At 37.2% G+C, this 25,116-nt stretch carries 32 protein-coding genes; 15 read left to right on the forward strand and 17 right to left on the reverse strand.

The features are described from left to right. Window positions 1–26: 26 nt before the first annotated feature. The 4 genes from AC4IFE_RS08510 to AC4IFE_RS08525 form a co-directional block, all read right to left on the reverse strand. Entirely contained in the window at window positions 27–1,685 is a 1,659-nt protein-coding gene (locus AC4IFE_RS08510) for an FAD-binding dehydrogenase (RefSeq protein WP_490756345.1), read from the reverse strand. 171 nt (window positions 1,686–1,856) lie between these two features. Then, complete coding sequence (locus tag AC4IFE_RS08515; RefSeq protein ID WP_426048419.1) at window positions 1,857–2,024, reverse strand: lmo0937 family membrane protein; 168 nt, start codon at window positions 2,022–2,024, stop codon at window positions 1,857–1,859. 185 nt (window positions 2,025–2,209) lie between these two features. After that, window positions 2,210–2,611, reverse strand: a complete 402-nt coding sequence (locus tag AC4IFE_RS08520; RefSeq protein WP_490756347.1) for a DoxX family protein — start codon at window positions 2,609–2,611, stop codon at window positions 2,210–2,212. A 172-nt stretch (window positions 2,612–2,783) separates the two neighbouring features. Then, on the reverse strand, window positions 2,784–3,758 hold the full coding sequence (locus tag AC4IFE_RS08525; RefSeq protein ID WP_490756349.1) for a polysaccharide deacetylase family protein: 975 nt from the start codon (window positions 3,756–3,758) through the stop codon (window positions 2,784–2,786). Between the two features lie 92 nt (window positions 3,759–3,850). On the opposite strand from AC4IFE_RS08525, the gene AC4IFE_RS08530 reads away from it, so the two are divergent. Beyond that, a complete protein-coding gene (locus AC4IFE_RS08530; protein ID WP_490756351.1) occupies window positions 3,851–4,690 on the forward strand; it encodes an AraC family transcriptional regulator in 840 nt (279 codons plus the stop codon). 49 nt (window positions 4,691–4,739) lie between these two features. After that, entirely contained in the window at window positions 4,740–5,204 is a 465-nt protein-coding gene (locus AC4IFE_RS08535; RefSeq protein ID WP_490756353.1) for an NUDIX hydrolase, read from the forward strand. 5 nt (window positions 5,205–5,209) lie between these two features. On the opposite strand, the gene AC4IFE_RS08540 is transcribed toward AC4IFE_RS08535, so the two are convergent. Continuing rightward, window positions 5,210–5,701 carry a hypothetical protein gene (locus AC4IFE_RS08540; RefSeq protein ID WP_490756354.1) on the reverse strand — a complete coding sequence of 164 codons (492 nt, stop codon included), beginning with the start codon at window positions 5,699–5,701 and terminating at the stop codon, window positions 5,210–5,212. Between the two features lie 146 nt (window positions 5,702–5,847). Further along, window positions 5,848–6,237, reverse strand: coding sequence for a Fur family transcriptional regulator (locus AC4IFE_RS08545; protein ID WP_490756356.1), 390 nt, complete (start codon window positions 6,235–6,237; stop codon window positions 5,848–5,850). A gap of 87 nt (window positions 6,238–6,324) precedes the next feature. On the opposite strand from AC4IFE_RS08545, the gene AC4IFE_RS08550 reads away from it, so the two are divergent. Next, the gene (locus AC4IFE_RS08550; protein WP_490756358.1) at window positions 6,325–6,663 is read left to right on the forward strand and encodes a MerC domain-containing protein; all 339 of its coding nucleotides are present in this window, start codon (window positions 6,325–6,327) and stop codon (window positions 6,661–6,663) included. 12 nt (window positions 6,664–6,675) lie between these two features. Here AC4IFE_RS08550 and AC4IFE_RS08555 read toward each other — a convergent pair whose 3' ends face one another. The 4 genes from AC4IFE_RS08555 to AC4IFE_RS08570 all read right to left on the reverse strand — a co-directional run bounded on the left by AC4IFE_RS08555 (window position 6,676) and on the right by AC4IFE_RS08570 (window position 8,641). Next, complete coding sequence (locus AC4IFE_RS08555; RefSeq protein WP_490756360.1) at window positions 6,676–7,284, reverse strand: DNA-3-methyladenine glycosylase; 609 nt, start codon at window positions 7,282–7,284, stop codon at window positions 6,676–6,678. Between the two features lie 171 nt (window positions 7,285–7,455). Further along, a complete protein-coding gene (locus AC4IFE_RS08560) occupies window positions 7,456–8,022 on the reverse strand; it encodes a YciE/YciF ferroxidase family protein (RefSeq protein ID WP_490756362.1) in 567 nt (188 codons plus the stop codon). Window positions 8,023–8,171: 149 nt separating this feature from the next. Further along, on the reverse strand, window positions 8,172–8,402 hold the full coding sequence (locus AC4IFE_RS08565) for a hypothetical protein (RefSeq protein WP_490756363.1): 231 nt from the start codon (window positions 8,400–8,402) through the stop codon (window positions 8,172–8,174). A gap of 11 nt (window positions 8,403–8,413) precedes the next feature. After that, window positions 8,414–8,641 (reverse strand): glutathione synthase, encoded by a 228-nt coding sequence (locus tag AC4IFE_RS08570; protein ID WP_490756365.1) that lies wholly within the window; start codon window positions 8,639–8,641, stop codon window positions 8,414–8,416. A gap of 138 nt (window positions 8,642–8,779) precedes the next feature. Between AC4IFE_RS08570 and xth the strand changes: the two genes are divergently transcribed. Continuing rightward, the gene (gene xth / locus AC4IFE_RS08575; protein ID WP_490756367.1) at window positions 8,780–9,553 is read left to right on the forward strand and encodes an exodeoxyribonuclease III; all 774 of its coding nucleotides are present in this window, start codon (window positions 8,780–8,782) and stop codon (window positions 9,551–9,553) included. A gap of 10 nt (window positions 9,554–9,563) precedes the next feature. Here xth and AC4IFE_RS08580 read toward each other — a convergent pair whose 3' ends face one another. From AC4IFE_RS08580 to AC4IFE_RS08595, 4 genes are all read right to left on the reverse strand, one after another. After that, window positions 9,564–10,175, reverse strand: coding sequence for an alpha-ketoglutarate-dependent dioxygenase AlkB family protein (locus AC4IFE_RS08580; RefSeq protein ID WP_490756368.1), 612 nt, complete (start codon window positions 10,173–10,175; stop codon window positions 9,564–9,566). Between the two features lie 19 nt (window positions 10,176–10,194). Continuing rightward, window positions 10,195–10,980 carry an XRE family transcriptional regulator gene (locus AC4IFE_RS08585; RefSeq protein WP_490756369.1) on the reverse strand — a complete coding sequence of 262 codons (786 nt, stop codon included), beginning with the start codon at window positions 10,978–10,980 and terminating at the stop codon, window positions 10,195–10,197. A gap of 118 nt (window positions 10,981–11,098) precedes the next feature. Continuing rightward, window positions 11,099–13,966, reverse strand: coding sequence for an AsmA family protein (locus AC4IFE_RS08590; RefSeq protein WP_490756370.1), 2,868 nt, complete (start codon window positions 13,964–13,966; stop codon window positions 11,099–11,101). A 227-nt stretch (window positions 13,967–14,193) separates the two neighbouring features. Next, a complete protein-coding gene (locus AC4IFE_RS08595) occupies window positions 14,194–15,156 on the reverse strand; it encodes a beta-1,6-N-acetylglucosaminyltransferase (protein ID WP_490756371.1) in 963 nt (320 codons plus the stop codon). Window positions 15,157–15,333: 177 nt separating this feature from the next. Between AC4IFE_RS08595 and AC4IFE_RS08600 the strand changes: the two genes are divergently transcribed. From AC4IFE_RS08600 to AC4IFE_RS08645, 10 genes are all read left to right on the forward strand, one after another. Next, a complete protein-coding gene (locus AC4IFE_RS08600; protein WP_490756373.1) occupies window positions 15,334–15,504 on the forward strand; it encodes a hypothetical protein in 171 nt (56 codons plus the stop codon). A 305-nt stretch (window positions 15,505–15,809) separates the two neighbouring features. Further along, window positions 15,810–16,382, forward strand: coding sequence for a Crp/Fnr family transcriptional regulator (locus tag AC4IFE_RS08605; protein ID WP_490756375.1), 573 nt, complete (start codon window positions 15,810–15,812; stop codon window positions 16,380–16,382). A 38-nt stretch (window positions 16,383–16,420) separates the two neighbouring features. Continuing rightward, window positions 16,421–16,894, forward strand: coding sequence for a PaaI family thioesterase (locus AC4IFE_RS08610; protein WP_490756377.1), 474 nt, complete (start codon window positions 16,421–16,423; stop codon window positions 16,892–16,894). Between the two features lie 84 nt (window positions 16,895–16,978). Next, a complete protein-coding gene (locus AC4IFE_RS08615; protein ID WP_490756379.1) occupies window positions 16,979–17,743 on the forward strand; it encodes a creatininase family protein in 765 nt (254 codons plus the stop codon). A gap of 805 nt (window positions 17,744–18,548) precedes the next feature. After that, window positions 18,549–18,944 (forward strand): VOC family protein, encoded by a 396-nt coding sequence (locus tag AC4IFE_RS08620; RefSeq protein ID WP_490756381.1) that lies wholly within the window; start codon window positions 18,549–18,551, stop codon window positions 18,942–18,944. Between the two features lie 151 nt (window positions 18,945–19,095). Beyond that, a complete protein-coding gene (locus AC4IFE_RS08625; RefSeq protein WP_490756383.1) occupies window positions 19,096–19,425 on the forward strand; it encodes an ArsR/SmtB family transcription factor in 330 nt (109 codons plus the stop codon). A 90-nt stretch (window positions 19,426–19,515) separates the two neighbouring features. Beyond that, a complete protein-coding gene (locus AC4IFE_RS08630) occupies window positions 19,516–19,980 on the forward strand; it encodes an SRPBCC family protein (protein WP_490756385.1) in 465 nt (154 codons plus the stop codon). A gap of 84 nt (window positions 19,981–20,064) precedes the next feature. Then, window positions 20,065–20,643: a YdeI/OmpD-associated family protein gene (locus AC4IFE_RS08635; protein ID WP_490756386.1), complete on the forward strand. Its 579-nt coding sequence runs from the start codon at window positions 20,065–20,067 to the stop codon at window positions 20,641–20,643. An 18-nt stretch (window positions 20,644–20,661) separates the two neighbouring features. Continuing rightward, a complete protein-coding gene (locus AC4IFE_RS08640; protein ID WP_490756388.1) occupies window positions 20,662–21,075 on the forward strand; it encodes a DoxX family protein in 414 nt (137 codons plus the stop codon). 50 nt (window positions 21,076–21,125) lie between these two features. Beyond that, the gene (locus AC4IFE_RS08645; RefSeq protein ID WP_490756390.1) at window positions 21,126–21,683 is read left to right on the forward strand and encodes a DUF4256 domain-containing protein; all 558 of its coding nucleotides are present in this window, start codon (window positions 21,126–21,128) and stop codon (window positions 21,681–21,683) included. A gap of 261 nt (window positions 21,684–21,944) precedes the next feature. On the opposite strand, the gene AC4IFE_RS08650 is transcribed toward AC4IFE_RS08645, so the two are convergent. Together AC4IFE_RS08650 and AC4IFE_RS08655 are read right to left on the reverse strand one after the other, a co-directional pair. After that, window positions 21,945–22,280 (reverse strand): helix-turn-helix domain-containing protein, encoded by a 336-nt coding sequence (locus AC4IFE_RS08650; protein ID WP_490756392.1) that lies wholly within the window; start codon window positions 22,278–22,280, stop codon window positions 21,945–21,947. Then, window positions 22,253–22,684, reverse strand: a complete 432-nt coding sequence (locus tag AC4IFE_RS08655; protein WP_490756393.1) for a transposase — start codon at window positions 22,682–22,684, stop codon at window positions 22,253–22,255. Before AC4IFE_RS08655 ends, AC4IFE_RS08650 begins: the two co-directional genes overlap by 28 nt. A 795-nt stretch (window positions 22,685–23,479) precedes the next feature. Between AC4IFE_RS08655 and AC4IFE_RS08660 the strand changes: the two genes are divergently transcribed. Further along, window positions 23,480–23,980 carry a hypothetical protein gene (locus AC4IFE_RS08660; RefSeq protein ID WP_490756394.1) on the forward strand — a complete coding sequence of 167 codons (501 nt, stop codon included), beginning with the start codon at window positions 23,480–23,482 and terminating at the stop codon, window positions 23,978–23,980. Window positions 23,981–24,046: 66 nt separating this feature from the next. Here the strand turns inward: AC4IFE_RS08660 and AC4IFE_RS08665 are convergent, their stop codons facing one another. Then, window positions 24,047–25,078 carry a threonine aldolase family protein gene (locus AC4IFE_RS08665; RefSeq protein WP_490756395.1) on the reverse strand — a complete coding sequence of 344 codons (1,032 nt, stop codon included), beginning with the start codon at window positions 25,076–25,078 and terminating at the stop codon, window positions 24,047–24,049. Window positions 25,079–25,116: the final 38 nt, after the last annotated feature.

The following is a 25,116-nucleotide window of genomic DNA, read 5'->3' on the forward strand; positions in this document are numbered from 1 at the left end:
TGTGAAAAGAGTTCACCATTTGACCTTTAAAGCCCTGCTATATATTTTCCTGCTTTCATGCCTGAAAAAATACAGCCTCCGAGAAATGTTCCTTCCAGCGCCCGGTAGCCATGCATTCCGCCTCCGCCAAAGCCTGCAACTTCTCCTGCTGCGTAAAGCCCTTCTATCACCGTATCATCATCTCTCAAAACCTGTCCGTTAAGATTCGTTTTAATACCGCCCAGGGTTTTCCGGGTAAGAATATTGAGCCGTACAGCGATCAGAGGACCATTCTTAGGATCTAATATTTTATGCGGAGCTGCCACCCGGCCGAGTCTGTCACCTAAATAATTTCTTGTATTCCTTATGTAATTCACCTGTGTATCTTTTGAATATTTATTATCCAGCTCCCTGTCTCTGGCTTCGATCTGTGCTTTAATTTTCTCATAATTCAAAAGGGGAGTGCCAGACAGTTCGTTCATCTTTTCCACCAGGGTTTTCAGATCATCCGAAACAATAAAATCTTTTCCATGTTCTTTAAAAGCCTCTACAGGTCCCGGAGCTTTTTTTCCAAAAATTCTTCTCAGAAAAAGAGCATAATCTTTATTGGTAATGTCAGGATTCTGCTCTGATCCGGAAAGAGCAAATTCTTTTTTTATGATTTTCTGGGTAAGGATAAACCAGGAATAAGAAAATCCTGTTTCCTGTATATGCTTCAGGGTTCCAAGAGTATCAAATCCCGGCAGGAAAGGAGCGGGGAAGCGGTTTCCCCGGGCATCAAACCATAGAGAGGAAGGCCCGGGCAGTATTCTGATGCCATGTTTCGGCCATATCGGGTTCCAGTTCTGTATGCCTTCTGTATAATGCCACATCCTGTCCGGATTAATAATGTGTGCTCCGGACTTTTCTGCAATACCAATCATTTTTCCGTCCACATACGAAGGCACTCCGCAAACCATATTTTCCGGGGCCTTTCCCAATCTTTCCGGCCAGTTTTTTCTGACGAGCTCATGATTGGCTCCTATACCTCCTGATGCAATAATGACATGAGAAGCATGGTATTCAAATTGTGAAATTACGTTTCTGCTGGTAGCAACACCCCTTTCTTTATTATCATTTTCGAGGATATCACCTCTCAGGCCTGTGGTTTTATTATTTTCTATGATCAGTCCGGTTACTCTATGCCTGAATTTCATCTGTAAAAGACCTTTTTCTTTTGCTTCATACGCTTTATCTACAAAAGGCTTCACAACTCCTGTTCCGGTTCCCCAGCTGACATGGAAGCGCGGTACGGAATTTCCGTGGCCGGTTGCGGATCCGTCTCCACGTTCGGCCCAACCTACCATAAACATAAACCTGATCCCCAGTTTAGAAACATAATCATATTTTTCATAAGCTGCGAATTTCAAATAGGCTTCTGCCCATTTTCTGGGCCAGTAATCTTCCGGGCGGTCGAATCCGGCCGTACCTTTCCAGTCCTGAAGTGCCAGCTCATAAGAATCTTTAATTCCCATTTTCCGCTGCTGTGGTGAATTGATGAAAAACAGACCACCGAATGACCAAAATGCCTGCCCGCCAATATTCTGTTCAGTTTCCTGATCCAGAAGAAGCACTTTTTTTCCGGCAGCAGTAATTTCCATAGCAGCAGTCAGTCCTGCTAATCCTGTTCCCACAATAATAACATCAGGCTGGAATTTTTCTTCCATTGTATAGAATTGCTTTTGGTTATACTTACATAATAATATCTATAATAAATATATAAATATTTCAGATGTAAACCTTGATGATTTTATGATCAGATATTTCATCAGGATCAAAAAAAGGTCAGAAAAATTATTTCTGACCTTTTTATTTGTTATTCAAAGATTCAATTATTATCACAACGGTCTTTTACCGGAAATGATATTATAAAGTATTACAATAATGGCAATTACTAAAAGAACATGCACTAAGTAACCGGTACTCATTCCCGGTACAATATTTAACATTCCCAGAAGCCAGACAACGATACAAATGACGGCTACTAACCATAATAAATTTCTCATGACTCAAATTTTTTAATGTTATTGTTTTTATTAAATACATATTCCATGCCTTTATGAAGAAAAGCATCAATAATATTTAAAATGTGGTATCTATACTGTATTAGAATGGAAACAAATAATAATATTTCCTAAATCCATAAAACACACCTTCATAACGTTTGCAATTCTAATAAAATCTGAAGTATTTACTTTCTATTAAATGATTTCTGCTGATCCAGGGTATAGCAGTTATCTTCTATTCTGCTGATCAGGAGATAAAAGAAAAGGATATAGATCATTTGTATTCCCATAACTTCCCAGTTTTCAACGGTACTGCTTCCGAAAAGAAGTATGATGATCAACCCGGCACCGGCAAAATTTGCTAAACGGGTCTTAAAGCCAAGAATAAGCATTCCACCAATGATAAATTCCAGAAAAGGCAGGGTAGTACTGAATAAGTAAACCAATGGCTGGGGAAGCCAACTTTTTTCGAACCCTTTTGTCATTCCTTCAGCAAAAACGGAAAGCTTTGGAATTCTGGCAAGACCATGTCCCAAAAGATTTACACCCATCGATATACGCAAAAGGAAATAAGCTGTATTTTTCATAATGTTTATTTTAAAATTAATTTTTAGAGAAAGAAAATATGAAGAGGGAAATTATATGTCTGAAATTTAATTGACAATTCTTGATTGTTTATTTAGTTTTTACAGTGAGGTATACAAATAATTTTTGTCAAAAAGCCCATCGTAGCGCTCCTTTCATCTTCGTACTTTATATCTAATTATTATATTTTTCCTCACTGTTGTCTACCGGAGTTGCGGGATCATTCATTACCATTTTCGCAATATCATCCTTACGCATAAAAACAACTCCCTGTTTTTCTCTGGTGTATTTTATAAATTCATCCATAGCATGAACCATTGCCGGAGTTCCGCCAATCCTGTCATGGAAACTGATGCTCATCATTCTTCGCTTGGAAGCTCCTTCTTCATACAGGCGGTCAAACTCGAACTTCAGCTGAGCCAGAAACTGGTCCGGACTCCAGTGTTTACCTTCTATATTCACAATATCATTATTTCTGAGCGTATAAGGCATTACCACAAAGTTTTTACCGTTTACCTTAGTAATGAAAGGTTCATCATGGCTAAGATCATCTATATGATAAAGGAAACCAAGTTCCTGCAGAATTTTTAAAGTATTCGGACTTCTTCTGAGCCAGTTACAGTTGTAGCCTACTGCTTTTTGTCCTGTAATTTTTTCCACTGCATCTACGCCATCTTTTACAAAGTGCAGTTCATCTGCGTAGTTTTTGTTCCACTGGCTGTCCCAGGAAATACCGTGCGCAGCTATTTCATGACCTCCGCCGGCAATGGCTCTGGCAATTTCAGGATATTTTTCAGCAGCAGTACCTACAACATGGGAGGTTACTTTTATATCATACTTTTTCCACAGATCCAGCATACGGTAAATTCCTTCATTCGCTCCATAACGATACCAGGTTTCTGCTGCCAGATCCGGCTGGCCTTTGGGAAGCGGAGTTCCGCTGAAAGGGCTCTCAGCTCCTTCTGGCTGTCCTCCTGTTTCAAACTGCATTGATACTGAAATGACCAGCCGTGCACCATTGGGCCAGTATTTTTTAGACGCAGTTCCGGTTGCGGACTGTTTAGCCGTACTTTTCATATTCCCGTCAAAACAGGACACCAAAAGTATTGCAGATGCGATCAGGAAGACTGATTGTTTTAAATGCTTCATTTTAAAGAGTTTTTGTACTACAAAATTGAAGAATAAACGGATGACTTATATTGTAAAAATTTATGCTAAATTTGTAAAAATCCATTCATTTTATGAAGCGTATTGTCAATTTCAGTTCTTTCAATGTTTTCAGTATTGAGAAGGAAGCATGGGATATTGAATACCATAATCATAACTTCTATGAACTGATTGTGATAGAAAGCGGAACAGGAACACATTACCTGAACGGCATTACATTTACCTATAAAAAAGGGGATGCTTTTGTGCTAAGGCCGAGCGATGCTCATGAATTTTCTATAAAAAACAAAACCAGGTTCATTTATATAAAATTTACAGAACATCATATCTGGGAAAGTCTGCAGACGGATAAAAAAGCTGAGCTTAATAAAGTAGTCCGGCTGATGCTGGAAGACAGCTCATTCGTTTATGAATCGGCAATTACGAATAAAACAGACAGGAAACACCTGCTGCAGCTTGCGAGAATTCTTCTTTATGAATTCAGCAATAAAAGCATATACAGCAAAGAAACATCGGCAGATATTTTTTCGGCCATAATTACCATTCTGATCAGAAATACGATGAACAGCGGTGGCATGGAGCAGATCTCAAAAGGGATCAACCAGGCGGAAAGAATTCTCTATTATATCAATGTCAATGCAATGGATGCCAGCAAAATGAAGCTTGAAAATCTGGCAAAGGAATTTATGCTTTCCCGGAATTATATCAGCATTTATATTAAAAAGCAGACCGGATTTTCTATACAGCAGCATGTAATGCATCAGAAAATAAAAGCTGCCGAGAAGCTCCTGAAGCAGAGTAAATATAACATCAATGAAATTGCAGACCGGCTTGGATTTAATGATGCCAGCCATTTTAACAAGATCTTCCGGGGTTATAAAAATATGTCGCCATCAGCATTCAGGAAAAACTGACAAACGCCTGTTGGTTGCATATTCTTTAAAAATATTTTATCTTAAAGCTATGAAAACAAGCGCTGGTATTTTACTGTTTAAAAGAGAAAAAAATAGTCAGTATTATTTTCTGGTTCATCCGGGCGGTCCGTTCTGGAAAAATAAAGATGCTGGGGCATGGTCTATCCCAAAAGGTGAGTTTATGCCTGATGAAGATCCGCTGGAACGGGCTTTAACTGAGTTTAAAGAGGAAACAGGCCAGACGGTACAAGGAAAATTTACCGCTTTGTCACCTGTAAAACAGAAAAGCGGTAAAACTGTTTATGCATGGGCACTGGAGGGCGATATTGAAACAACAGGACTTTACAGCAATACATTACAGGTTGAATGGCCACCAAGATCGTCTAAAATGATTGAAATTCCTGAGGTAGACCAATGGGAATGGTTTGAATCAGAGGAAGCCAAAAGAAGAATCAATCCTGCGCAGGCCGCTTTCATAGCTGAACTGGAAAAAATCCTGAGTGATGAAAAATAACCTTTTTATTTTTTGATCCCGATAGCTTTCAAAGCATTAGCCGTCAGATAAATATCATTAAAAACCGTCAGTGATTCAATATCTGGAAATGCAGTTGACATCATATCGCTTTTATTAAAAGAAAGCTCAACGGTCTCATCATAAGAAGCTACTATTCTCACTACGGAATAGCCATTGTAAGCTATGGTAAAGCCTTCGAACAGACAGTTCCGCTCTGCAGTCTGGTAGCCGGCATATTCCTCAAATCCTGCAGTATCGGTTCGTTTTACGGTATTGTGATCAAGCGATTTCCAGGAAGCATAATTTTTGGGTTCTTTCAATACATTTCCGTTTGGATCCACAGGAACAAACATTCCAAGCGTCAAAGGTCGTCTTAGAAAATTAGCATAATTTTTCATCAGACGCAATGTCTGAAGATCGGCATATCCTTCGTTAGAGTAATACTCAATAACAAAATCTGTCATCGGAATCAGCTTGTGGGAAGCTTCGGTCGGCATAATTGGTGTTTTCTTTTATAAAAATAAAAATAATACTTTTATTTGCTTTACCAAACATTAATCTGCTTCAGGTACGGGAAAACCAATACTATGGCATTAAAAACATCCGGAAGCAAACAGATAATCTGGTGGCGCCTGTACAGATGTTACACTTTGGAACATTTCGGACATATCCCGCTCACTATAAAATTATATTCCTGAGCTATAAAAGCTGGCGGCAGACTGATATCAGGAACTACATTTTCGATACAGGTCACTGAATGGCATTCTTTACAGTTGAAATGAATGTGATTATGAAAATGCTTTTCCGTACTGCACTTTCCACTGCATTTCGCAAAATTGACAACTCCGTCGACATTAACAATTTTATGAATAAGACCCTCATTTTCAAGTCTCTCAAGCACTCTATAAATCGTCACTCTATTGCATAGATCACCCAGCTGTTTCTGAATATCTGGCTGTGAAAGAGCTATATCAGAATGATTAATGATATTTAAAATTTCAGTTTTAGCCTGTGTATTTCTGGTTTGCTTCATTTTTTAATGCAACAAAGTTGCGTTATTTAAAATATTATCTATACTTTTGCAACAAAGTTACAATAAGAAATTTAAATCTCCCTATTTATGAAATCGAAAATTCTTGATGCAGTAGGAATTTCTGCAGCGGTTCTGTGTCTTATCCATTGTATTGTTTTCCCTCTGTTAATGATCATTCCGTTGGGTATTTCCCACAATCCTTACATCGATCTTGCTTTCCTTATCATTGGTGCTGTAGTAGTCTATAGAGTGACCCAAAAAATAGCCAGCAACGGGCTTAAATTTCTGTTCTGGTTTTCTATTATCCTGATCTCAATTTCTGTTTTGGCAGATTTAATCTTTGAAATTCATATTCCTTTGATTTATGCAGGAGCAGCGGGATTAATTACAGGACATATCATTAATTTTAAGAATCACAAGCATTAACCGTAATGGTTCTCAGGATCTGGGCTTGCTTACATATCTGTTGCCCCTGACATAAAACCGCCAAGGCAGCAGTGCATCTTCCTGGGCATAGGCAACTCCAATCCGCGGACCTGAAACAATCTCATCAGGAGAGTATCTAATGCCGTGGTCTTCGATCCATATTTCGCCTCCGGTTAAATCTTTTTTATTAAAGGAACGGTCAATACCCAAAGCCTTAGCTGCTGAACCGGGTCCTGATGATATCGCGGGCTTAGAAGCCGGCATATTCCTTCTGAATTCCATAATTTCAGTTCCTATCAACGGTTCTACAGCCCTTACCAATACTGCATGGGGCTCGCCTTCAACGGAGCTTACGACATTAAAGAGATGATGGATTCCGTAACATAAATAAACATACGAAACACCGCCCTGGGTATATAATGTTTCGGTACGGCCGGTACGGCGGCCTCCATAGGCGTGGGAAGCTTTATCTATGACACCGAAATAAGCCTCGGTTTCTACAATGATCCCTGCAGTGATATCACCATTTATTTCTGTAAAAAGTACTTTTCCCAAAAGGTCTTTAGCCAGGAAAATAACATCCTGATTCAAATAATAAGAAAGTGGCAGCTTCAAATCCATTTATTGGTAAGTATTAGACAAAATTATACATCTGATTTTTATTATCAAAACGAAGGTAATTTCATTTACAAGATTGTATAGATTAATATGTGTATGTAATCCTTATCTTGTTAAGGTTAAGCAACAAAAAAGAGACCTTCAACAGGTCTCTTTAAATATATTGAATTGAGTTTACTTTGCCTTGGTATTAATAGCAGTATCTGCTATTTTAGTGAGCAGTTCATCACATTTTTTTTCTTCGTTAAGAGTGGCCAAAAGGTTTTTCAGGCATACTTTTTCTTTAAGAACTTTAGCATAAGCAGCCAGTGATCCATAGGTGGCAATTTCATAATGTTCCACTTTCTGTGCAGCGGCAATTATGCCTGCATCTCTTACGGATCCCACTTCAGTTTCTTCTATGATGCTTTTACCTTCATCTAATAATCCCTGCATGGCATCACATTTTTTGGCCTGGGCTTTTTTGCCGAGAGCGGCAAAACATTCTTCCAGCCTTTTCACATGAATTTCTGTCTCGTTAAGGTGCTGTTCAATAGCTGTTTTCAGTTTTTTGTCTGTTGCATTCTTATGCATTTTAGGAAGGGCTTTTACAAGAGCTTTTTCTGCCCAGTAAATGTCTTTCAGTGAATCTTCAAACAAATCTTTCAGCTGCTTGGCTGCATCTTTTTTAGCAGGAGTTTTTCCTGTTTTTTTGGCTGCGGTTTTCGGGGCTGTTTTTCTTGTTGTTTTTTTAGTTTCCATAATAATATATTTAGTGATTAATTATTTCGATGACGTAATATCTGCAATTATAAGACCAGCCTTTATTTTCAGGGTACCTATGTGGCATACGATAACAGCTATGGCCAGGGAAATTTATTCTTGGCAATGACCTAATAGGGAAGAGGTGATTAATCTTCCGTTTCTTTTTTAAAGCTCATCACTTCGTACTCATCATTCGAGCAGTATTTCTTACAGCTGCTGTCATTAAAGTCATCAGGATTTTTCGAAAAATCTTCTATGTATTTTGCGCTTTCTCCGGTATCGGCAGGTGCAATAATGATATGAAAATTCTGGAGTACAGATTTATCAGCTTTTTTTAAGGCTTCTTTTTTATATTCTAAGGCTTCACTATATTTCATAATCTTATTTTTTATTTTTCAAAAATAAGTCTGCCGTCGAATGGCTCACTCCATTTTATAAAGATACGGTCATTCAGTCTGGTAATCATGGCCTGAACTGTTTCAAATTCTCCGTTTTCGTTTTTTCTTTCAACGATAAGGTTTGATCCCTGGCCAATCTCCTGAATGGTAAATTCTAACTGATACTGATTTTCATTATTCAATACGAATTCTGCTTTTGTAAAATTTCTATTTAACATGGGATAATGTTTTATTTTTATTGTAATGAATAAATTATGCCAATATAATTCCGAATTTTATTTTTAGTAAAAAACATTCCGGGTGATGGAATAATTATTGCCTCCTAAAACAAATAAGCAGTTCTAAATCATCTAACTATGAAAATAGCAACGTATAATGTAAACGGAATCAATGGCCGCCTGCCGGTATTGCTTCAGTGGCTGAAAGAAGCCGGACCAGATGTTGTCTGTCTTCAGGAACTAAAAGCTCCACAGGAACGTTTTCCTTTAAAAGAGATCAATGCAGCAGGATATGAAGCGATATGGAGCGGACAGAAAAGCTGGAATGGGGTAGCCATACTTGCCAAGGACCTGGAGATCACGGAAGTTCAGAGAGTCCTGCCCGGAAATCCTGAAGATGTGCAGAGCCGTTATATTGAAGCTATTATTGACCAGATGGTGATATGCTGCCTGTATCTTCCCAACGGGAATCCTTATCCGGGACCAAAATTTGATTATAAGCTAGACTGGCTCAAACGTTTTAAAAAAAGAACTAATGAGCTTATCAAGATGGAACTGCCTGCAGTACTCATCGGTGATTTTAATATTATTCCTGAGCCCCAGGACGTTTATAAACCTGAACGCTGGGAAAATGATGCATTATTCAGGACAGAAGTCAGAAAAGCCTACAAAGATCTGCTGAATAAAGGCTGGCTTGATTCCATCCGTACGCTGTATCCTGATGAGACTGTGTACACCTTCTGGGATTATCTGTACAAGGCATACGACCGTAATGCCGGCATAAGGCTGGATCATATTCTTTTAAGTCCGTATCTTCATTCAGGCTTACGGGCCGGCGGTGTCGACAGTCATGTCCGTGGCTGGACAAAAAGCAGTGATCATGCGCCTGTGTGGATTCAATTGGAGAAATAAATACGTATTGCTATATTTCATGAACCAGGCGGAAGGTAAGGTTGATCCGTGGCTTCATGGGTTTTGCAGATTTGGCAATACGATGTTCCCAGTTTACCTGCAGATCTCCTTTCATGATCAGCAGGGACCCGTGCTGAAGCGGTAAGCTGTATTTATTACTATGGTCATCTGCTTTCCGGAAATCAAAATTCCTAACCTGACCGAGACTTACGGAAGCAATGACAGGGCGGTTTCCCAGCTCACTTTCTTTGTCACGATGCCATGCTACAGAATCGTTTCCGTCACGGTATAAATTCAGCAGTACAGAATTAAACTTACAACGGGATGACTGTTCTATCTGCTGTTTTAAAGAGAATAATTCAGGCAGCCATGGATTAACGTTGAAAGAGTTGCCGCCCAGCTGATAAGTTCTGCCTGCATCTCCATACCATGCTGTGAGTCTCGGTGTCAGAACCATTTTATCATACATTTTCTGGGTTCTCTGTTTCCAGGGAGCCGTACGAAGCAAAAGCTCCTCAAGCTCCGAGGCTTCATCTTCCGGCAGAAAATGTTCAGTATATTCCAGCAATTCTTTAGGGAACCGGAAATATTCATCTGAATTAAATAAGCTTAACTGATCCATTACACTGTTTATATCAGCTTTATTTAGATTTACGGCGTCCGGAAACTTTTTTGTCCAGCTGTTTGATATCCTGCTTCAGTTCACGGAACATTTCTTTAAAATTATAATTATCATAGTCACCGGGCTCGAAGTCTTCAGGAAAAATTCCTGATGCGTACTGCCAGATTTCCACAATTTCTTCAAAAGGGATATCATAGGGTTCGTAGAATGAATTATCGGCACTTACACAGATGGTATTTCCTTTTTTTTCTTTGAAACGTTTGTAGGTAATACCATCATTTAAGGTAATAAAAATATAGGTTTTCCCTGGTTTCAGCTCATCAATTCCTTCTACATATTTTCCTACAATATAAGATCCGTCCCGAAAAGGCGGCATTGAGTCTCCATCTGCCGGAAAAGCCCTGTATTTTCCGTTGGTGAGGAAGGGGAGAGCTATTCTCTGCAGGTTTTCAATATAGCCAACATCACTGTAACCTTCAAGATAACCCATTGAGGCTTTCTGCGGAATAATTTCAATGGTATCATTTCCCAGATCATCCACAGCTACCGGAAGGACAATTCTGTTGTCCGGAAGCTTCAGCATGTCTTCAACCGGATATTTAAGAATATCTACGGAGACCAGAAGATCAATACTGACATGAAAATATTTAGATATTTTTATCAGAAGCTCAATAGGAGGTTCCGAGACTCCGTTTTCATATTTGGAATACCGTACACGGGAGATTGCCAGGTCATTGGCTACGGATTGTTGGGAGAGGTCTCTTTTATCCCTCAAAAAGCGAATATTGTTTGAAAAAATTGACATTGATACAAAATATATCAACAAAAATACAAATTCCGATTAAAAACCCTATGCTTTTACAGTACAAAACTTATAAATCCCATGGAATCAACTTATTTTTTTTCTGTAAGTATTTATTCCGTTATTTTTCCTTAAGGTCACTGCTGATCTGCTTTTCCGCATTTTTTGCTTTTTGTTCCTGAGCCCGTTTCTCTTTCCGCTGCTGGCGTCTTGTCTTTTTCTCGGCACGTCTTTCTTCGCGAATCACTTTATTGGACTTTTTATTATACAGGGCATCAATAATTCCCTGTCCCGTTTTACTGAAGATCTTAATTTTTGGGTGGGCATGGGTTCCTGTCACAACGACTGGGAAACCGATCCATCCGCCCGGCGGCAATCCAACTCTTATTCTTAAATCCAATAATCCGTTGAAGCTTGTTGTTCCGCTTATGGAAGGTCTCAGCACGGAAACTTTAAAGGTAAACGGATCAATATGGATCAGGTTGTTTTTGATATGAGATTCAATATTTACTCCTTTCATGTCAGGATTATCAAAAGCCCGGGCTCCAATATTATCACCAACAGCAGAGAGCATTTTTAAATTTTTCACCTCTACATCACGGAGATTAACAATCCCACCGCCTTCCAGTGAGGGATAAATGGGCTTCATATTCTTATCAAAATCCCCTTTCAGTTTATAGTCCAGTGATACGATCCCTTTAACATTTTTTGCTGCAGTTACCATTTCACGCACCATCTCTATTTCTTTATAAGCACGCTGAACATCAAAGTCCTGAACTTTGAGAGCAATATCGTAATTAGCAGTCAGGGGAGACTCATCCTGGTAACGGGCATCAATGTTCATGCGGCTTCCGATGATGTCGAAGGAAGCATTTTTAAGATAAACCTGGCCTGTACTGACAGAAGCATTTCCTTTAAGATGATGAAACGCCAATCCTTTGAATTCAACTTTTTTTGCATTGGCTTCCAGGGAAACATCAAGGTTTTTCGGAATAATGACAACTCCGCTGCTTTGCGGATTTTCTACTTTTGCATATTCAACTTCTATGGACTTATCGGTATTATCTCCGTTTTTAAGGGCCATAAATTCATCAATAAGGATATAATTGGAGTTTAACCCGAATTTACCGTGAAGAGTGCCTTTTCTTTCAATAAAATAGTTGATGGTATTCAAAAGATAACCGTTTAATGCAAAATCGGATTTTCCATAGGTGGCCAAGAATTTTGTGAACCACATTTTTTCATTCTCAAACCGGAAGTTTCCCTCTCTGATAAAAAATGATTTTGGGAGATATTCTGTAGTTGCTTTAATGTTCTTTAAAATCAGAGTTCCTTTGTTGTCGAGTTTATTGTACTGCCCTTTTGTGGCATAGCTTTGACGGCCATTGAGCGAGAGATCTGCCATAATAAGTCCGCTGACATCAAATCCTTCTTTGGCAAAAACTTTATAAATTCTTCCGACATTCAAAACGCCTTTTGCCCGTACTTTGTACAGCAGATCTTCAAAATCCTGCAGATCTGCATTGACGAAAACAGGATTTCCTTCAAAATCAAAACTGAAAGGATCCAGCTTCACATCAAGGCTTCTGAAAGTACCGTCTGTATTGAGAATATTGGCTACCAAATTGATATTCTGTATTGGGTTGGGGTAGTATTTTGTTTTCACCAGACCATTTTTGAGATGAAGATAGCCGTCGGTTTTCGGAAATAGTTTTTTATCCAGACTGAAAACTCCATTGGCTTTAATGTTGGTATCCATCAATCCTCTCATATCAATATCTTTCAGACCTAAAGCCTGATCAAGCGTCTGAAGGTCTACAGCGCCTCTTATATCAGCATTTACCTGCATTTCATTCATGCCTTTGGTTTTCACATAAGCCCGGAAATTATTGTTCGGACCCAGATCAAAAGTGAGCTTTTTTAAATCTACAGCAAGCTGGTCGGTATCTAATGACAGCAGATCTATATTCAGATCCATATTCAGATGGTTCATCGGGACAGGTGCTTTTCCGTTGGAGACAAATCCATTTTTAACCAAAAGACGTACTTTGACTCTTGGCTTGATATTTTTAGGCTCACTGAACCTTCCTTTGATATGAAAATACAGATCACTGTTTCCTTCAATTTGGGTATCTTTTGCCCAGTCGAGATACTGTGGCGGCAATACAGAGATCATTTCACGGATGGTCGTTTTTTCCGAAGCGGCATTGATATCCATATTATATCCATCCCTGAGAATGGTTATAAAACCTATGAATTTTAAAGGGAGATCATTAATTCTCAATTCATTTTTCTTCAGGACAAAAGTTAAGGCATTGGTATTAATTCTTGTAATCAGGTCAGCATGCAATTTTTTTTGTCTGGCATAATAAATCCTGTTGAGGCTAAAATCCACTTTATCAATATCAAGATTGGTCTGAAGGTCGAAAATATCTTCACTCAAACCACCTTTTCCGGTATAGTTCAGGCCTTTGGCATCAACCAGAACTTTTGCAGAGTGATCTCTGTATCTGATATTCCAGTTTCTGAACTTAATGAGGTCCAGTTTTACAGATGCCCCTGTTTCTGTAGTGTCTTTGGGTTTTTCGGAAGGTTTTGAAATGTAAACGTTGTAGTTTGCCTCTCCCTTACTGTTCACAAAAACATTGGCATTGGCATCGGTTACATATATTTCATCAATTCTTACTTCACTGTTGAAAATCAGATTTTTAAGATTAATTCCTACCGCAACCTCTTTCGCCGTCAGTAAGGTATCATTTTGAAAAGGTTTTGAACCCTGTAAAACAAGATCATCCACTGAAACCGTCAGAGAAGGGAAGTGCCGGAAAAAAGTAAGATGTGTTTTTTTATAGTCGAGTTGGCCCGCAAGATGTTTATTGGCAAATATTTTTACCTGCTGAGAAATTGTTCCCGGAAAGAGTAGGGGAATAATAAACATCAAAAACAAAATGGCTGCTATTGAAATTCCTGTCCACTTTAGAATTTTCAAAATTATTTTTTTAAACTTTTCCATAAATCCATAATTTTGATTGGCTACCGTTACAAATCCGATAACAATAATTACTTATCGCAATCTAAAATCAAGCCATTTGATAAAAATTTTCATCCTAAAACAAAAAAGAAAAGGTTTCATATTGGCCAATAAAAAAACCTGACTGAATCAGCCAGGTGGTCTTTGAAATTGAGAAGATTTTTAAGATCTCAGTTCATCGGTTTTTAATTGAGGTGATTTAAGTTTTTGGCAATGCTTTTTATATCACTTATTTTTATCAGCGTTTTAAAGGGCTCATCATACTGATCCTTGATACATCCAATGATTTTGCTGTCTACATTATCATCGAACTTTCGGGCAAAAATAGGATTGCCAGTCTGCAGGAAATCCAGATCTGTTTCGGTGAAGGTTTTCGGTCTCAATTTAATATCCCCGTCGGGAATCCAGATGATTGCTCTTTTATCATCATCTACCAGGATACCATCAAAAGAAGTATTCATCAACACGGTCTGAAAGAAAGATTCATCCGCAATTAAGGTATTCAGGTAATAATCTTCAAATCTTTTCACTTCGGTGCTGTTGCAAAGAAACTCACAACAGCTTCTGGTGAGGATCATCCATTGCCCGCCAATATAGGGAATAACACCTTTCATGAAATCTCTTTTATGGGTTTCCTCCGAAATTTTATCTTCTGATTCTTCAAAGTAATTTTCAATCCTGTTCATGGTTTCAGGTCTGCTTTTCTTCTGATCAATAATTTTTATATAGTTCTTCCCATTGTTTTTTGACAGAAATTCTTTGATGATTTTTTGTGATTTCAAAGGATAATCCTGACCGCTCAGGTTGATAAAATAGTCCCATTCCATCTTCATGTCCAACAGATATTTTATTCCGTCCAGCTCTGCCTGAACCATGCTATAACCTCCCCAAACAACATTCTTGCTTTTAAGAATATGTACGTTGGGATATTTCTGCAAAAAGACGCTGATTTCCTCACCGATTTCCTGATTGGCTTTCTTATCGATGTGGATAAGATAAAAATTGGAAGGATCATAAAGGGCTTTGAAGAGTCGTTTGAATTGGCCAGGCAAACGATGTACCAGGATTAGGTACGCAATATTGATGGATTTCATCGGAATATTACCGATACTATGTCCATTACTGTCTTCAGGGTAAACATTTCGCATTTTATATTATTTAAAAATTATGAATGTTTACAACTTATTTTATAAAGTATTAATAGACATTTCCGTAAATATACAAAAAATCAATGATGTTTTTTGTATAATAAGCAAATACAATGCAATAGTTTGTCCTTAAAATTAAATTGGCATAGTTTTTCATATCATTTACTAAAAAAATGTATGAAAATAATTAAAACTATCGGAGCAGCTGTATTAATCGCATTATTTGTAGCTTCTTGTGCTCCCAGATTAAAACCTAATGGAAATCATGGACTTCCACCGGGACAGGTTAAAAAGGTAACTGGTGCGAAGTCAGCCAAGCATTACGCGCCAGGGCATTATAAAAAGTAAAATCAAACTCTCAATTTTAATTGGGAGTTTTTTATTGTATCCGCAGCTCAGTTTGTAGTGGGGAGCATAAATACTATAATTAGGCATGTCTGAATGATGCAGAAGTTTATTCAATAAATATAGTCTAAAGCCCAAAGCAAAAAAATGAATAATATATTCAATTTAACAAATACACAGTGTGATTTGTTCATAGTTCCTGCGATAAAAATTTCCATACATTTGCAAAACTGTTCGGAAATGTAGCAGTTTATTTAATACAGTGTCTGCGTTTAGTTTAATGCATTTTATGCCAAAATAATTGACAAATGAAAAAAATTAAGGACATAGTAAAAAAGTTGAATCTGGATGAATCGTTTTTAATTGATTTTGAAATGGAAGCAGAAACTTTGTACCTCGCAAAGAAGGAAATGTTTGTTAAAGAAGGCAGGTCTTGTAAATATATTGGAATTGTCAAAGAGGGAGCTCTATATGCTTTTACTTCTAAAGAAGAAAATCAAGTTGTGCACGATTTATATTTACCAGATTCCTTGATTACATATTACCGAAGCTTTTTAACGCAATTGCCTGCAAATGGTTCTATTCAAGCAGCTGAAAATTCTGTTATATATGCTTTTTCATTTGAAAAATACCAGTCTTTAATAAAATCAATAGCATGGCTAAAGTTTTTCAAGTATGCAGCTGACAGCTTATTTATCCGTAAATGTGCGCGTGAAAATTCATTCATGAAACTTTCCGCCCCGGAGCGTTACAAGCAGCTGAGGGCTCTACATCCCAGGGTAGAACAAATTTTTCCGCAATACAAAATAGCGTCTTATCTGGGTATAAAAGCTGAAACACTATCCCGGATTAAAAGTCTTGACCTACATCAAGAAAAATAGAATTAAGAAGGGGTAAATTTGCAGGAAACCTTTGATTTATGAAACAGATACCTGTATTGGAATACTTACAAATGTCAATTGATGGAAAATCTATTACTGATTTTAGTACCCTCCAAAAATATCCAACCGCTATTTCAGAAACATTAAAAATTACCATTTCACATATTGCTTTAGGAGAAGCTAAAACGGAGATAGAAGCTGATCCATTATTACATGGAAACCAACAGGGTACTGTTCATGGAGGACTGCTATGTGAATTGGCTGACTCGGCTATCGGAACAGCACATTCTACATTAATAGGCGAAGGAGAAAGCTTTACTAGCCTGGAGCTAAAAATAAATTTTTTCAGACCTGTTTGGAAAGACAAATTAACGGCATATGCAAAACCAATACAATCTGGGAAAACAATAACGGTTTATCATTGTGAAATTACAAACAGTGAAGGCAAAATCATTGCCTCGATAGTCAGTACCGTAATGACATTAACAGGAGAAAAAGCAAAAGGTCGATAAGAAACCGAAAAGCGTGATGAGATCCGCTGTCCCTATAGAAGGGTACTTCAAATTCAATATTATTTTTAAATTAAATATTATAACGTGATTAGACCTTATATTTTAGCTGAAACAAATTGGAAGGATATAAAACATACAGATTATGATTTGGCCATCCTGCCATGGGGAGCAACAGAAGCACATAACTACCATTTACCCTATGCCACAGATATTATTGAAGCAGACAATATTGCTGCAGAAGCGGCTAGAATTGCATGGGAAAGCGGAGCAAAGATTATCGTTTTACCTACTATCCCATATGGAGTAAATACGGGTCAAGCTGATATAAAGCTCGATATGAATCTTTATCCAAGTACACAATTTGCAATATTATCCGATATTATTGAAGTCCTTCAAAGAGCCGGAATCAATAAACTTTTAATCTTAAATAGTCATGGTGGAAATGACTTTAAATCAATCTTGAGAGAACTGGGTTTAAAATATCCCAAAATTTTTCTAAGCACCTGCAATTGGTTTCATGCATTAAATAAAAAAGATTTTTTTGAAAACCAGGGTGACCACGCCGATGAAATGGAAACAAGCCTGATTTTATATCTTGCCCCTCATTTGGTTCTTCCTTTAGAAGAAGCAGGTGAAGGTAAAGAGAAAAAGCATAAGATAAGAGAGTTTTCAGAGGGCTGGGCCTGGGCTGAGAGAAAGTGGTCACAAATTTCTGAAGATACAGGTACCGGTAACCCAAAGGCATCTACAAGAGAGAAGGGTGAAGATTTTTTTAAGGCAGTGACAATAAAAATATCAAATCTATTAATTTCACTATCAAAAGCCGATATAAACGATCTGTATGAATAAACAAATCGGCTCCAATAAAAACATGAAGAAAAAACATAATTATTTTAGAGCATACTGAATTAATGTGCACCTTGTAAAAACTGTCTGAAACTTGATTTACATAAAAGATGAGAGAACATAATATGTTTATTTGAAAAATAGAAAAACAGAAAATAAAAGTATGTAACGCGAGTGTACCATCATCTTTTATTAATATATGCCATCACGAACAATTTAACATAATATAAATTATAGGATAAATAATATTCCAATATTAAAAGAGTATAACCTCTTCAGATTCTGATATTTTAAAATTTTTCTGTCAGATATTCTTTAACGGATTCTGAGAACTCTTCTTTATTCATAAACTTCCAAAAACTTTTCCTTTTTCAATCTCGCCCAAAATAAATTTTGTTGTCACTGATGTGCCTTGTTATATTTTTATTCTCTGTAAACCGGTTAATTATTTTCTGATCAGCTGTGCATGGCTATACAGCATAAAAAATAATCTCCGAAAAAAATAATGACCGTACGGCAGCTCATGGTCATAAAAATAATGCTTGGGCAGTTCTCCATAAATTTTCCCTGTCATAAGATGATCATTGAAGCTGATGCTCTGTCAGCTCAACAAACATTTTTCAGCACTCACCACCTCTGTATTTATCGCTATTTTTTTTATAATAACTCCGCTCACTTCATTTACTGGTTGACTTATTTTTATCAATATATTATGTTAAATTGAATCCTAAATACAAAATCTTGCCTCATGGCAATTTCAGTTACTCCAAAAAGCAATACCTTTATTCTAACCAAAAAATAAAATAATATGAAACCTAAAATGATCTGGGCCAATCTTGGGGTAACCAACCTTGAACGTACCCAAAAGTTTTATACAGAACTCGGATTCAGACCGAATAATCCTAATTCATCCAATGAACTGGTCAGCTTTTTTTTCGGCGAAAATGAATTGATTATCCACTTTTTCCTGAAAGAAATACTGGAAGCCAATGTAAAAAATGTAAAATTTGGTGACTCTCAGACACCCAATGAAATCATTTTTACCCTTTCAGCAGAAAGCCAGGAACAGGCAGATCAATGGGCTGAGGAAGTCGTAAAAGCCGGCGGCACCATTGTTTCGGAACCGGAAAGCTTCGGAGACCATTATTATGGTTTTGTCTTCGCAGATCCTGACGGGCATAAGTTTAATGTATTTCATATGTAATTATAAGTAAGGAAAATAGATAGTATCTCTCGCAGATCAAGGCGATTTTGCAGATTTTCTATGCTTGCAAAAGTTTTAAATTAAAAATATTTTACAAAAAACTTGCGTAGTCAAATAACTTCATTTAAATTTGTAGTTAAATAGCTACACAATGAATTTAAGAAGAGATGTATTCCAGGCAATAGCCGATCCTACCAGAAGATCTATCCTGATGCTGGTGGCCGCGCAGTCTATGACCGCCGGTGCTATCGCTTCCAATTTCGATACCGCCAGACCTACCGTTTCCAAACATCTTCAGATCCTTACCGAATGCGAGTTGCTGAGATCTGAACAGAACGGCCGTGAAATTATCTATCACCTAAATCCCAATAAAATGAAAGAAATAGCCGATTTCATAGAACCTTTCCGACAGATGTGGGACGAGCGCTTCAATAAGCTGGAAAGCGTGATGAAAGCCATCCAAAACATGAGTAATAAGTAATAGGTAATGAGTAATCTTTTTATACTCTAACACACTCAAACTCTCCCACTCTAATACTCTCAAACTCTCTAACCCAAAACACTTAAAATCATGGAATTAAAAACAAAAATTCACGCCGAAGACGGTAAACAGGAAATATTCATCATCAGGGAATTCGATCTTCCGGTTGAACTTCTTTTCAAAGCCTATACCGAACCGGAAATTTTTGAACAATGGATGGGCACCAAAGTTCTGAAAATGGAGAACAGACCGCACGGAGGCTATCAGTTTCAGACCTCCAATTCTCAGGGCGATGTGGTTTTTAGCGCCAACGGAACCATCCATGAGTTTGTTCCCGGCCACAAGATCACAAGGACTTTCCAGATGGAAAATACGCCCTTCCCTGTTCAGATCGAATTTTTAGAATTTGAAAAACTCACAGACAGTACCAGCAAAATTACCATCCATACGGTTTATAAATCTGTTGATTTCAGGAACCAGATGCTGAAGCTTCCTTTCGCACAGGGCATTAATATGGCGCATAATCGTCTGCAGGAAATTTTTAAAGGAATTTGAGGTTAAAAGTTAGATACTGAATGTCAAATTTCTATATCCACCATTCTAATACACTCCAACCCTCCCACTCTAAAACTCAAAAACATGAATCCAAAAGTTGATTTTTTCTTTGATAACGCCAATCAATGGCAAAAGGAATTTGAAAAACTAAGAGCAATTGCCCTAAGCACCGAACTTGTGGAAGATTTAAAATGGGGTTGCCCCTGCTATACCTACGAAGGGAAAAATATTTTCTTAATTCACGGATTTAAAGAATATTGTGCGCTCCTCTTTTTTAAAGGTGCTTTGATGAAAGACCCTGATCATATTTTGATTCAACAGACTGAAAATGTACAGGCTGCAAGACAAATCCGTTTTACAGAGCTACAGCAAATTCTTGATTTGGAAAAAAATCTTCAAGCCTATATGTTTGAAGCCGTTGAAATTGAAGAATCAGGAGCTAAAGTTGCAATGAAGAAAACCAGGGAATTTGAAATGCCTGAGGAATTTCAGAATAGACTGGATGAAAATCCGGAACTCAAAGAAGCTTTTGAAGCCCTTACTCCCGGAAGACAGAGAGCTTACCTGCTCCATTTCTCTTCTCCAAAACAGTCCAAAACAAGAGAGGCCAGAATTGAAAAACACATTCCAAACATCCTTACAGGAAAAGGCATAAACGATTAATCTACAAAAAACTATTTTATGGAAACACAGAACAAATCACAAAAAAGAAACCGGATCATCTACTGGATCTTCACACTTTGGATGGCACTGGGAATGGGATCTACAGCTATTGTCCAGCTTATGAAAAATAAGGACGAACTTGAAAATTTTACGAATCTTGGTTATCCCGCTTACCTGATGATCATACTTGGAGTATGGAAACTGCTTGGCGTTATTGCCGTACTGATCCCGAAACTTCCGTTGTTGAAAGAATGGGCCTACGCCGGATTTTTCTTTGCCATGTCTGGAGCGCTTATCTCCCATATCATTGTGGGGGACACTTTTGGAAGGACTTTTCCGGCTCTGTTATTGCTTATTTTAGTTATTATTTCATGGTATTTCAGACCTGCAGACAGAAAAACACCTGTAATAAATTATTCAGAGCATGTTTAAATGATCAATAAGAAGTAAACATTTAAAATCAAACATTAATAAAAACTGATATGAGCCAAAAGAAACTAACAGCCGAACAGAGCTCAGAGCTTTTAAAGGTATTGAAAAACCGTTTTGAGAAAAATATGAACCGTCATAAAGGCCTGAATTGGGAAAAAATCCAGGAAAAACTGGAAGCAGCTCCCGAAAAACTATGGTCACTGAACGAAATGGAAGAAACGGAAGGAGAACCCGATGTGGTAGCCTATGACAAAAAAACAGATGAATATATCTTTTTCGACTGCTCCCCGGAAAGCCCGAAACGCAGAAGTCTCTGCTACGATTACCAAGCCTGGGAGTCCCGGAAAGCCAATAAACCGGAAAGTAATGTTATTGACAAAGCCGCTGAAATGGGCATTGAATTATTAACAGAAGAGCAGTACAGACAGCTACAGGAACTCGGAAAATTTGACCTGAAAACTTCCAGCTGGGTAAAAACTCCGGCTAATATCAGGGAAATGGGCGGTGCTGTTTTCTGTGACCGTCGTTACAATACTGTTTTTATGTATCACAACGGAGCAGATTCTTATTATGCCGCAAGAGGATTTAGAGGGTTATTAAAGGTTTAAAATTTAATCATATCCTTCTATAGATGATTTTCCTACCCGGGAAAATAAATTATCATTCATTATTATCTAGAGATAATGCATGATAAGAATATACTTCAATACCAATATAAAGTTTACTCATATCCGAAAAAACGATATCCTAAAAAGAGAAAAAGTCCGAATTTCGTTCTTAAGACGAAATTCGGACTCACTAAAACTTGTCCTGATGAGCCATTCTTATAGTTTATAAAAACTGGGTAACCCATCCCTTTTTCAGATATTTTAACCATAATTTTTTTTCCATTCTGCCACAGTATTTCTGCTGAGTTTAAAATGATTAGCTACCTGACTATTACTTAAATTGTTGGTCTTTTGATAATCAAGAATCTTTTGTATAGTTTCATTATCATATGAACGGTGTCTCTGGTTGAGGGAAATATTTTTCGCATTATTTCCAAAAATAATACTATTAATTCTGATAATATCAATGCTGGATAACCGTTCTTTAGATAATATTGTTTTACATTTTTCCATCTTTTCAGGATGTTTTAATTCTATAAGATCCAAGTAGATTCTTTTATAATCCGGCCTTAGTCTTTCCTGTATTTTTCTATCCATCTATATAATGTAGTTTTAGGAATTTTGTACTCATTTACAATTTGATATTTACTTTTTTTCCCGGTTTTAATGAGCTCTAGAATGAAGTCAATAATTTCTTTGGTATAAATATTTTTCCGAAATTCAGGCAGTGATGATTTCTCTTTACCAGAGTTTTCACCGTACTTCATTGAGGACTGCGAAGAGTATAACATTAAATGATGGGAATAGATCCTAAAGAAATCGTATTCTAATAATTTGCACCATTTTAAAACTAAATCTGTCGAAAGATTTTTCTGTGTCAACATTTCTTCCAAATCAGCTTCAGTACATTTAAAAAAGTTGCAGATACGAGGGATTTCTATCTTACATTCTGCTATACGCTGGTTGATAAGACTTCCTATATGTATTTCCTTGAAGTTCATTGTTTCTTTTTAATATCACAATAGACTTGATGGTTTAGCATTTTATTCATCATTTGTGTTTGTTATATAAAATCTGTGTTTTTACTTATATATTTATTGACATATTGTTTGGCAAATCAGCAATTGCCGTATAAGATCTTCTGAGTCTAAACACAAGCTGGAGAATTATTTCCCATAACTAAAATTGTTCAGGATATATAAGATTACAAAGGTATCTTTTCTTCTATGGAAAAAATAGAACACCAAACGTAATCACTCATAAACAGCTGATAAACAATATATAAACTGATAATGAAATTCGGAATTTTATTAATTTCACTAAAAAAAGCGATATGATCAACGTTGTAATAGTTTTTAATCCTTTCCTATAGCATCGCCCTTTTACACTTTACCATATATCTGATCTTAAAATGTTTTCTGGGAAATGCAGATTTTATATCATCTTCTGTAAAGTAAGCCAGGCAGGAATAAGAATGCCAGAATAGTTTGATGTATAAGAGGTTCTTCCTCCATAAATCCGTTTGTTATGAGGAATTTCTTGGTTTAGTAAAATTTGTCTTTAAGTGTTTTTTTCCTTTTCGGGTTAAACAGAAATACTAAAATTCGGAATTTGAGTATCACTGTCAATGCTGATTATCTTTATAGAATGATTTATTATATAATGCTCAATTAAAAGAATAATTTTCTTTTTTATGTTTGAAATAAATTTGTATTTATAGTAAATAGTAGTTAATATTTAAATACTATTATTAATTTAGTACACTGAAATTTGAATTTAATAAAATAACTTTAGGTATGAAAAAATTAATCTTACTGGGGTCATTATCGGTTTTTCTGATGAATTGTAATAAAAAAACAGAAACACCGGCTCCAAAAACTGAAACTGATACGGCAGCAGTCATTGAGCCTGTGGCAGATACACTGGGGCCAAAATCATTCTGCTATATCGGTGTTACAGGAAAAGACAGTGTTTTTGCCTCTATTGATGATAACCTGGGAACAATAACCGGGAAATTAGCGTATAAAAACAGTGAAAAAGACAGTTCTAAAGGAGATGTAACCGGCTTTAAGTCAGGCGACACCCTGAGATTAACCTATGAATTTCAGTCTGAAGGAACAAAAAGCAAAAGAGATATCTTCTTTATTCAGAAAGACAATACTTTAACAGAAGGAATTGGGGATCATAAAGACGAAGACGGACAGTCTAAATATGCTGACGAGAAGAAGATCAGCTATAAGGACGGACAAAAACTGGAAGCTGCAGACTGTAAAGTGGTTTTAAAAGCTCTAAAATAATATAAAAATCCATTATACTTCCTTATTGAAAAAGGTGGCTTTGAAAATTCTCAGCCACCTTTTTTACTAAAGCTCTTTCTGGATGATGCCTATAAAACGTTCTACCGCTTCATCACCCGTATTCCAGGAAGTAATAAGACGAATGGCAGAAGAGTTTTCATCTATTTTCTTCCAGACAAAAAATTCAAAGTGTTCTGAAAGGATTTTAATAAGATCATTACTGATAACAGGAAATATTTGATTCGTGTAGGTATCGGCAAGAAACTCTACTCCCTTTTCCTTCAGAGCATTTTTAATCTTCATTGCCTGCTGGTTGGCATGTCTTGCCAGATCAAAATACAGATCGTCTTTCATCAGTTCCATAAACTGGATGCCAAGAAGACGTCCTTTGGCCAGAAGCGCTCCTTTCTGCTTGATATTAAATGCAAAATCCGGTTGTAAAACCTGATTGTTAATAACAATGGCCTCTCCTATCAATGCTCCGTTTTTTGTTCCGCCCAGGTAAAAAATATCCGTCAGTTCTGCTACCCTTTCCAGGGTAAGATCGCTGATCTCAGAAGTAAGTCCATGCCCTAGCCTGGCTCCGTCCATAAACAGGTACAGCCCGTTCTGACGGCAAAAAACCGAAAGCTCTTCCAGCTCTTCAGCCAGATAAATTGTTCCCAGTTCGGTAGAGTTTGATATGTATACCAGCTTTGGCATGACCTGATGCGGAATATTACTGTGGGCTTCCAATACCGGAACAATGTCTGAAGGCTTAAGCTTACCGTCTGGTGTCTCAATGCTTAAAACTTTGTGACCTGTAGCTTCGATAGCTCCTGTTTCATTATTCAGGATATGGCCCGGTGCTGCAGATATTACACATTGATATGGCCTTAGAACGGAAGAAATCACAATCAGGTTCGCCTGTGTTCCTCCGGAAACAAGATAAACCTCCGAATCCGGATTATTAATTTTTTCTTTGATCAGTTTTTTTGCCTGCATAGAATACTCATCTTCGCCATATCCGGCCTGCTGCTCAAAGTTAGATTTTAAAAGTGCTTGTAGAATATTCGGGTGACATCCCTCGGAATAATCGTTTTTAAAAGAAAATTTCATAGGGTAAAATTAAAAAAAGTTAAAATAACAAGGCCCGA

The sequence above is a fragment of the Chryseobacterium sp. UF-81 genome (assembly GCF_058245105.1).

What these genes read in the sequence shown, in the direction of transcription:
- AC4IFE_RS08510 (WP_490756345.1), bottom strand. Translation starts at nt 1,685, where the DNA reads ATGGAAGAAAAATTCCAGCCTGATGTTATTATTGTGGGAACAGGATTA.
- AC4IFE_RS08515 (WP_426048419.1), bottom strand. Translation starts at nt 2,024, where the DNA reads ATGAGAAATTTATTATGGTTAGTAGCCGTCATTTGTATCGTTGTCTGG.
- AC4IFE_RS08520 (WP_490756347.1), bottom strand. Translation starts at nt 2,611, where the DNA reads ATGAAAAATACAGCTTATTTCCTTTTGCGTATATCGATGGGTGTAAAT.
- AC4IFE_RS08525 (WP_490756349.1), bottom strand. Translation starts at nt 3,758, where the DNA reads ATGAAGCATTTAAAACAATCAGTCTTCCTGATCGCATCTGCAATACTT.
- AC4IFE_RS08530 (WP_490756351.1), top strand. Translation starts at nt 3,851, where the DNA reads ATGAAGCGTATTGTCAATTTCAGTTCTTTCAATGTTTTCAGTATTGAG.
- AC4IFE_RS08535 (WP_490756353.1), top strand. Translation starts at nt 4,740, where the DNA reads ATGAAAACAAGCGCTGGTATTTTACTGTTTAAAAGAGAAAAAAATAGT.
- AC4IFE_RS08540 (WP_490756354.1), bottom strand. Translation starts at nt 5,701, where the DNA reads ATGCCGACCGAAGCTTCCCACAAGCTGATTCCGATGACAGATTTTGTT.
- AC4IFE_RS08545 (WP_490756356.1), bottom strand. Translation starts at nt 6,237, where the DNA reads ATGAAGCAAACCAGAAATACACAGGCTAAAACTGAAATTTTAAATATC.
- AC4IFE_RS08550 (WP_490756358.1), top strand. Translation starts at nt 6,325, where the DNA reads ATGAAATCGAAAATTCTTGATGCAGTAGGAATTTCTGCAGCGGTTCTG.
- AC4IFE_RS08555 (WP_490756360.1), bottom strand. Translation starts at nt 7,284, where the DNA reads ATGGATTTGAAGCTGCCACTTTCTTATTATTTGAATCAGGATGTTATT.
- AC4IFE_RS08560 (WP_490756362.1), bottom strand. Translation starts at nt 8,022, where the DNA reads ATGGAAACTAAAAAAACAACAAGAAAAACAGCCCCGAAAACCGCAGCC.
- AC4IFE_RS08565 (WP_490756363.1), bottom strand. Translation starts at nt 8,402, where the DNA reads ATGAAATATAGTGAAGCCTTAGAATATAAAAAAGAAGCCTTAAAAAAA.
- AC4IFE_RS08570 (WP_490756365.1), bottom strand. Translation starts at nt 8,641, where the DNA reads ATGTTAAATAGAAATTTTACAAAAGCAGAATTCGTATTGAATAATGAA.
- xth (WP_490756367.1), top strand. Translation starts at nt 8,780, where the DNA reads ATGAAAATAGCAACGTATAATGTAAACGGAATCAATGGCCGCCTGCCG.
- AC4IFE_RS08580 (WP_490756368.1), bottom strand. Translation starts at nt 10,175, where the DNA reads ATGGATCAGTTAAGCTTATTTAATTCAGATGAATATTTCCGGTTCCCT.
- AC4IFE_RS08585 (WP_490756369.1), bottom strand. Translation starts at nt 10,980, where the DNA reads ATGTCAATTTTTTCAAACAATATTCGCTTTTTGAGGGATAAAAGAGAC.
- AC4IFE_RS08595 (WP_490756371.1), bottom strand. Translation starts at nt 15,156, where the DNA reads ATGCGAAATGTTTACCCTGAAGACAGTAATGGACATAGTATCGGTAAT.
- AC4IFE_RS08600 (WP_490756373.1), top strand. Translation starts at nt 15,334, where the DNA reads ATGAAAATAATTAAAACTATCGGAGCAGCTGTATTAATCGCATTATTT.
- AC4IFE_RS08605 (WP_490756375.1), top strand. Translation starts at nt 15,810, where the DNA reads ATGAAAAAAATTAAGGACATAGTAAAAAAGTTGAATCTGGATGAATCG.
- AC4IFE_RS08610 (WP_490756377.1), top strand. Translation starts at nt 16,421, where the DNA reads ATGAAACAGATACCTGTATTGGAATACTTACAAATGTCAATTGATGGA.
- AC4IFE_RS08620 (WP_490756381.1), top strand. Translation starts at nt 18,549, where the DNA reads ATGAAACCTAAAATGATCTGGGCCAATCTTGGGGTAACCAACCTTGAA.
- AC4IFE_RS08625 (WP_490756383.1), top strand. Translation starts at nt 19,096, where the DNA reads ATGAATTTAAGAAGAGATGTATTCCAGGCAATAGCCGATCCTACCAGA.
- AC4IFE_RS08630 (WP_490756385.1), top strand. Translation starts at nt 19,516, where the DNA reads ATGGAATTAAAAACAAAAATTCACGCCGAAGACGGTAAACAGGAAATA.
- AC4IFE_RS08635 (WP_490756386.1), top strand. Translation starts at nt 20,065, where the DNA reads ATGAATCCAAAAGTTGATTTTTTCTTTGATAACGCCAATCAATGGCAA.
- AC4IFE_RS08640 (WP_490756388.1), top strand. Translation starts at nt 20,662, where the DNA reads ATGGAAACACAGAACAAATCACAAAAAAGAAACCGGATCATCTACTGG.
- AC4IFE_RS08645 (WP_490756390.1), top strand. Translation starts at nt 21,126, where the DNA reads ATGAGCCAAAAGAAACTAACAGCCGAACAGAGCTCAGAGCTTTTAAAG.
- AC4IFE_RS08650 (WP_490756392.1), bottom strand. Translation starts at nt 22,280, where the DNA reads ATGGATAGAAAAATACAGGAAAGACTAAGGCCGGATTATAAAAGAATC.
- AC4IFE_RS08655 (WP_490756393.1), bottom strand. Translation starts at nt 22,684, where the DNA reads ATGAACTTCAAGGAAATACATATAGGAAGTCTTATCAACCAGCGTATA.
- AC4IFE_RS08660 (WP_490756394.1), top strand. Translation starts at nt 23,480, where the DNA reads ATGAAAAAATTAATCTTACTGGGGTCATTATCGGTTTTTCTGATGAAT.
- AC4IFE_RS08665 (WP_490756395.1), bottom strand. Translation starts at nt 25,078, where the DNA reads ATGAAATTTTCTTTTAAAAACGATTATTCCGAGGGATGTCACCCGAAT.